The sequence below is a fragment of the Alcanivorax sp. HI0083 genome (assembly GCF_001635175.1).
This window is the reverse complement of the sequence record NZ_LWFX01001094.1, coordinates 1-5,675: the sequence shown is the minus strand read 5'-3', so window position 1 is coordinate 5,675 and position 5,675 is coordinate 1. Positions and strand designations below refer to the sequence as shown.

Below are 5,675 nucleotides of genomic sequence, written 5' to 3'. Positions count from 1 at the left end.
TGTGCGCGATGCGGAAGGCAACCTGAACGACGAGCGACTGGCGGCAATCGCGGCGCGGCCACAAGTGAAAATGATCGAAATCAAACTCAGCCAGGGCGCCAAACCTGGCAAGGGCGGTATTCTGCCCGCCGCCAAAGTGACTCAGGAAATTGCTGACATTCGCGGCATTCCGGCGGGCCAGGCATCTATTAGCCCCAACGGCCAGCCGGATGTACATAGTGCGGATGATTTGCTGGACCTGATCGCCCATGTACGTGAGGTGAGCGGCAAGCCCACTGGTATCAAGTGTGTGCTCGGTGCCTGGGCGTGGGTGGAGGACCTGTTTCTGGCCATTCATGCGCGCGGCCTGGAATCAGCGCCGGACTTCATCACTATCGATAGCGGTGATGGCGGCACCGGAGCGGCGCCCATGTCACTGATGGATGATGTGGGCTTGTATCTGGTGGAATCCCTGCCTTTGCTGGTGGATCTGCGTGATGGCTACGGCCTCACAGACCGTATCCGCATTATTGCGTCAGGCAAGCTGATCACCCCGAGCATGGTGGCTTGGGCAATAGCAGTGGGGGCGGATTTCTGCGTGTCGGCCCGGGGCTATATGTTCGCCCTGGGGTGTATTCAGGCGCTGCAGTGCAACCGCAATACCTGCCCCACCGGCGTCACCACGCATAATCCGCGATTGCAGCGGGGGCTGGTGCCGGCGGAAAAATCCCGGCGCGTGGCGCACTTCCACAACAACCTGGTGAAGGAAGTGGAAACCATTGCCCATTCCTGCGGTGTGGCCGAACCACGCCAATTGCGACGCTACCATGCACGCATGCTGAGCAGTAATGGTGAGTCTGTCCCGCTTGACCGGTTGTGGCCGCAGGTAGAGCCCGGCATCTATCTGCGTGAAGGGCGGCCCAGTGAGAAACAGCCTTTTGTGCGCTGGCAGGGCATTGGAACTGGCCCGTAATGGCGGGCACCTATAAGCGCTATCGAATGGCTGCGTTTGTGCTAATCGCTGCAGCCTTCACAATGAACAAAACACAGAGGAGTTTTCAGTGACCACGGAATTTGATCTTGTTGTAATTGGTGCCGGTTCTGGCGGCGTGCGCGCCGCGCGCATGGCTGCTTCCCATGGCGCCAGCGTTGCGATTATCGAAGAACGCTTTTTCGGTGGCACTTGTGTGAATGTGGGCTGCGTGCCCAAGAAGCTGTTTTCGTACGGCAGCCATTTCCCCCAGGAATTCGCGCTGGCTGAAGATTATGGCTACACCGTGACAGGCTGGGAGTTTGACTGGCCCACATTGCGTGATAACAAAAGCCGCGAAATCAGCCGGTTGAACGGTATTTACCAGCGGATTCTGAATCAGGCCGGGGTGACGATTTTTGAAGGTCACGGGCAGGTATTGGGTGGTGGCAAGGTCTCCGTCGGTGAAACCGTGTTGACCGCCCGGCATATTCTGGTGGCAGTGGGTGGCAAGCCCTTCGTGCCAGACCTGCCAGGCCGTGAACATGTACGCATCTCCGACGACCTGTTCTATCTGGACACACTGCCCAGGCGTGTTGCCGTGGTGGGTGGTGGTTACATTGCCACGGAGTTTGCGGGCATCCTGCACGGCCTGGGCTGTGAGGTGACGCAGGTCTACCGTGGTGATCTGTTTCTGCGCGGGTTCGACCAGGACATTCGTGAGTTTATCGCCGAGCAGATGACGGAGCAGGGCGTAACACTGAAATTCAATGCGGACGTTGCCAGTATTGAGGCGATCAACGGCGAAAAACACGTTACCTATCAAGGAGGCGAGCAGGCGGTATTTGATGAAGTGTTCTACGCCACCGGGCGCATCCCCAAGCTGGATGGTTTGTTTGCTGAGGGTGCTGCGCCGGCCATGACAGAAGGCGGTGCTATCAAGGTGGATGACGGCTTTGCGACCAGTGTTGAGGGGCTTTATGCGCTTGGCGATGTGATTGATCGGGTGCAATTAACCCCGGTGGCACTGGCGGAGGGCATGTGGCTGGCGGCGAAACTCTATGGGGAGCACAAGCCTGAAGCCGCCATGGATTATCACAACATTGCCACTGCCGTATTCAGCCACCCCAATATTGGCACGGTGGGCCTGACGGAAGAACAGGCGTTGGCCCGCGTGCCGGCGGTGCGGGTATATAAAAGTGCGTTCCGGCCCATGCGTTATACCCTGGGGGACAAGCAGGAGCGTTCACTGATCAAGCTGATTGTGGACGATGCCACCGACAAGGTGCTTGGTCTGCATATGGCCGGTGAAGACTCAGCCGAGATTACGCAGGGTTTTGCGGTGGCTATCAAGATGGGCGCCACCAAGGCGGATTTTGATGGCACCGTGGGGATTCATCCAACCGCGGCGGAAGAACTGGTAACCCTGCGCCAGGGGGTGCGAGTCACCGCCTAACCGGCGGAGCCCCGTTCCTGTAAAACTGGGCTTCTGTAGGAGGTTGCTTGCAGGCGAACCGGGTGGCGGGTTAACCGTTGGGGTTTGCTTGCAAGCAAGCTCCTACAAGACCTTCGGGTGCAGGTGCCCGTCCTGCAGAAGCGCTACAGCTTTTCCAGGGTAACCGGCAAACCATCGGCGGGCACCGGCAGGCTGCTGGTGTCCACCGGCATTTCGTAGTCCTCCGGCACCGACCATCGATAGTTGAGCAAAACCTGGTGTAGAACCGCTTTCACTTGCAGGTCGGCAAAGTGCAGGCCGATGCACTTGTGGGCACCACCGCCAAAAGGCATCCAGGCATAGGGATGCACCTTGTCTTCGCGCCGTTCGGCACTGAACCGTTCCGGGTCGAAGCGCTCCGGGTCTGGCCAGTACTCCTCCATATAATGGGTGAAGTAGGGCACCACGTTGATAAAACTGCCGGCGGGGATAAAGAAACCCTCATATTCCACATCTTTGACTGTTTTGCGGGGGAGGGAAGGTACCGGTGAGCACAACCGCAAGGCTTCCTTCATGGCCATGCCGATACCTTCCAGCCTGGGCAGATCGTCATATTCCAGATCCCGCTTGTTCAGGGCGCGACTTTCTTCGCGTAGCCGCTCCTGCCACTCGGGATTCTTGGCGAGATAATAAAAGAGGGTGGAGAGAGTGATCGTGGTGGTGTCGTGGGCGGCCATCATCAGAAAGATCATATGGTTGATCACGTCATCGTCACTGAACCGGTCGCCGTCTTCGGTGCTGGCATGACAGAGCGCGCTGAACAGGTCCGATTCCTGGCTGGCGCGCTTGGCAGGTAATTCCTTGCGGAAAAACGCTTCCAGAATCCGTCGCCCCTTGAGGCCTTTGGACCAGCGCAACCCCGGCACACTGGTACGCACGATGGCCGTGCCGGCGCGAACGGTATCCACGAAAGCCTTGTTGATAGAATCTGCCTCCGGCCCCAGCTCATAGCCCATGAATACATCCGTGGCCAGATCCAGAGTGAGCTGCTTTACCTCCTCAAGTACCTTGAATTGATCAATACGCTCCCAATCTGCGATCCCGCTGGCGATGTGTGGCCCCATGCGGTCGAGATAGCCTTTCAGCACGTCCTTGTTAAAGGCTTGCTGCATGATCTTGCGATGCCAGCGATGCTCTTCGAAATCCAGCAACATGATACCGCGATGGAAAAAGCGACCGATAAAATAATCCCAGCCATCATGATTGGAAAACAGGTCGCCGCGGTTGAGCATGACGAACTGGTTGGCGTCGGGGCCGAGCATCTGGATCATGCGCAAGCCAAATACGCTGCTCCAGGATACCGGCCCATAGGTGTCATAGCGTTTGCGCATTAATCCAATCGGGTCGCGCATGAAAGCCAGGGTGTGGCCGATAAGGGGCAATCCCGCATCACCAGGGATTGCCTTGAGAGAGCTTGTCCGTGGCGGGGCGCAGAATGGCTGAGACATATAGAGCACCTGAAAAATAGCTGTGAACGGCGCAGGTGAAGCGCCGAAATGAAACATTGTGTTTACTTTTAGCTCGCTTGCTGGCGCTCAGCAAGGGGAAGTAAATAGATTTCGCGTCCACGTTTAATTTGGGTGTTTTTTAATCGAACCGTAACGTGCGTCTGATCGGCCACGCTTTGCCGATTTCGCTCAGCGGTTATTCACCAGGTTATCCACAGTTTCTGTGGACAGTCTGAGTAGCAGTTTATGCCCGGCACTTTGGCACTGTGAGTGGCTTGGCAGGCTGTGTATGATTCGGCAACGCCAATACTTGCTGTTTAAGGAGAACAAGGAATGCGTAGAGTGGTGTTCAATCAGAAAGGGGGCGTGGGGAAGTCCAGTATTACGGTCAATCTGGCGGCTATCAGCGCGTCGGAGGGCAAACGCACCCTGGTTGTCGATCTGGATCCACAGTGCAACGCCAGCCAGTATTTGCTGGGCATGCCCGCGTACAGTAACGGGCACGGGCCAAAACCCAACATCGGCACTTTTTTTGCTCAGACCCTGTCGTTTCGGCTGAAAGAAAAAGATCCGCGTGACTATGTGCATGCCACCCCGTTTGAGAACCTGTTTGTGTTGCCGTCCGATGGCGAGCTGGGGGAAATCGAGCATATGCTCGAGTCCAAGCACAAGATCTACAAACTGCGTGGTTTGCTGAAGGCGCTGGCGAAAGACTTTGACGAGATTTTTGTGGATACGCCGCCAGCGTATAACTTCTACACCTTGTCATCGTTGATTGCGGCTGATCGGGTGCTGATTCCCTTTGACTGCGATGCGTTTTCCCGCAAGGCGTTGTACACACTGCTGGAAAATATTCAGGAAGCCCGGGAAGACCACAATGATGACCTGCAGGTGGAAGGCATTGTGGTGAATCAATACCAGCCTCGGGCGCGGTTGCCTCAGGAGTTGGTGGCGTCTCTCGAAGAAGAGGGGTTGCCGATTCTTGCCAACAAACTCTCCAGCAGTGTAGTGATGCGCGAATCCCACGAGAAAGCGACGCCACTGGTCAATATGCAGCCACGGCACAAGCTCACCGATGAGTACCGTGCGCTGTTCAGGGAAATCAGTGCCGGTTAATCCGTTCCGGGTCGAGGCCCGGCGTCGGGCGGGGCGAATCCTTCGTTCTGCCACGGCCACCCGCTGGCTGGTCCAGGCGGTTTTTAATCGCTCGGACCGGTTCAAGGCTCGGCTCGGAGATACCTTTGCCGACCTGATCTTGCTGGCGTCATTGCTACGGGATTGGGTAACCGGGCGATACCGAACGGTTCCCTGGGGTACCTTGCTAACGATCACTGGCGCGCTGGTTTATTTTTTGATGCCGCTGGATGCTATCCCTGACCCGATTGTGGCGTTGGGTCTGCTGGATGATATTGCAGTGATATCGCGCACACTTAAGCTGACCCGCACGGATCTGGACCGCTACCAACAGTGGCGCAATGTGCAGGGTGAGGCCGGGGGAGAAAACAATGAATGACGGCTACGGGGCTGAATCACTCAAGCCTGGTTATCAGGGCAAGGGCATGATTGTTTATGAGCCTCTCTCCGTGCTCAGCCTGCGGCAACGGCTTGGCCGCCTGCGGTTTGCGTGCTACCAGTTTGGTGCTGTGCTGCTGTCGGGCTTGCTGATGGCCCTTTTCCTGTTGTTGTCCGCCGAACTGTTGCCGCAGTGGGTGGGTTGGGGCGTCGTCGCAGTGGTGTCGCTGGCGTTGCTGGTCTACCAAATTGGACTTCTGGTGCGCCGTTT

Annotated in this window: 5 protein-coding genes and 1 pseudogene; 5 read left to right on the top strand and 1 reads right to left on the bottom strand. The window is 57.1% G+C overall.

All coding sequences use genetic code 11. The features are described 5' to 3' along the window. Positions 1–952: FMN-binding glutamate synthase family protein (locus A3754_RS14815; RefSeq protein WP_197468670.1), on the top strand; the 952-nt coding region annotated here is incomplete at its 5' end. Positions 953–1,040: 88 nt separating this feature from the next. After that, positions 1,041–2,405, top strand: a complete 1,365-nt coding sequence (gene gorA / locus A3754_RS14810; RefSeq protein WP_063520315.1) for a glutathione-disulfide reductase — start codon at positions 1,041–1,043, stop codon at positions 2,403–2,405. Positions 2,406–2,548: 143 nt separating this feature from the next. Here gorA and A3754_RS14805 read toward each other — a convergent pair whose 3' ends face one another. After that, positions 2,549–3,892, bottom strand: coding sequence for a cytochrome P450 (locus A3754_RS14805; protein WP_063520314.1), 1,344 nt, complete (start codon positions 3,890–3,892; stop codon positions 2,549–2,551). A gap of 333 nt (positions 3,893–4,225) precedes the next feature. Here A3754_RS14805 and A3754_RS14800 point away from each other — a divergent pair, with 333 nt between their 5' ends. The 3 genes and pseudogenes from A3754_RS14800 to A3754_RS14790 form a co-directional block, all read left to right on the top strand. Next, on the top strand, positions 4,226–5,008 hold the full coding sequence (locus A3754_RS14800; protein WP_039925960.1) for a ParA family protein: 783 nt from the start codon (positions 4,226–4,228) through the stop codon (positions 5,006–5,008). Continuing rightward, positions 4,998–5,405, top strand: a complete 408-nt coding sequence (locus tag A3754_RS14795) for a YkvA family protein (protein WP_063520313.1) — start codon at positions 4,998–5,000, stop codon at positions 5,403–5,405. The genes A3754_RS14800 and A3754_RS14795 overlap by 11 nt, the downstream gene beginning before the upstream one ends. Continuing rightward, positions 5,398–5,675: pseudogene (locus A3754_RS14790) on the top strand (DUF805 domain-containing protein); the annotation flags it as partial. The gene A3754_RS14795 and the pseudogene A3754_RS14790, both read left to right, overlap by 8 nt.